The 301-nt window shown below is 50.5% G+C and carries 1 protein-coding gene; it reads right to left on the bottom strand.

The window, feature by feature from the left end; translation table 11 throughout:
• On the bottom strand, positions 1-301 hold a 301-nt coding region (locus tag A3757_RS05765; RefSeq protein WP_231878228.1), incomplete at both ends, for a YCF48-related protein.

Raw genomic sequence — 301 nt, 5'->3', positions numbered from 1 at the left:
CAAGGAGCAGCTCATTAGCTCGCTTGCCATCAAACTGAAGCGTCCAGTTTTCGCCAGCATCTTGCGTATGAAGAACCACGGCACTATGCCCCACTGCCCAGCCATGGGTATCATCAACAAAGTACATCGCTGTGAGCATCGTTGAAACAGGCACCTTTGCCTGAACCCAGTTTTCACCTCCGTCATTAGAGTAAGCAATGACGCCGCGTTCGCCGATTGTTAGCAATCGATCACCGAGAGTCGTGACATCAAGAAAAGCCGACTTCTCGACATTGTTGAAGGTTCGCGAAGGCTCATCTAA

This window comes from Oleiphilus sp. HI0117, assembly GCF_001635235.1.
This window is presented reverse-complemented; position numbering and strand designations above follow the sequence as displayed.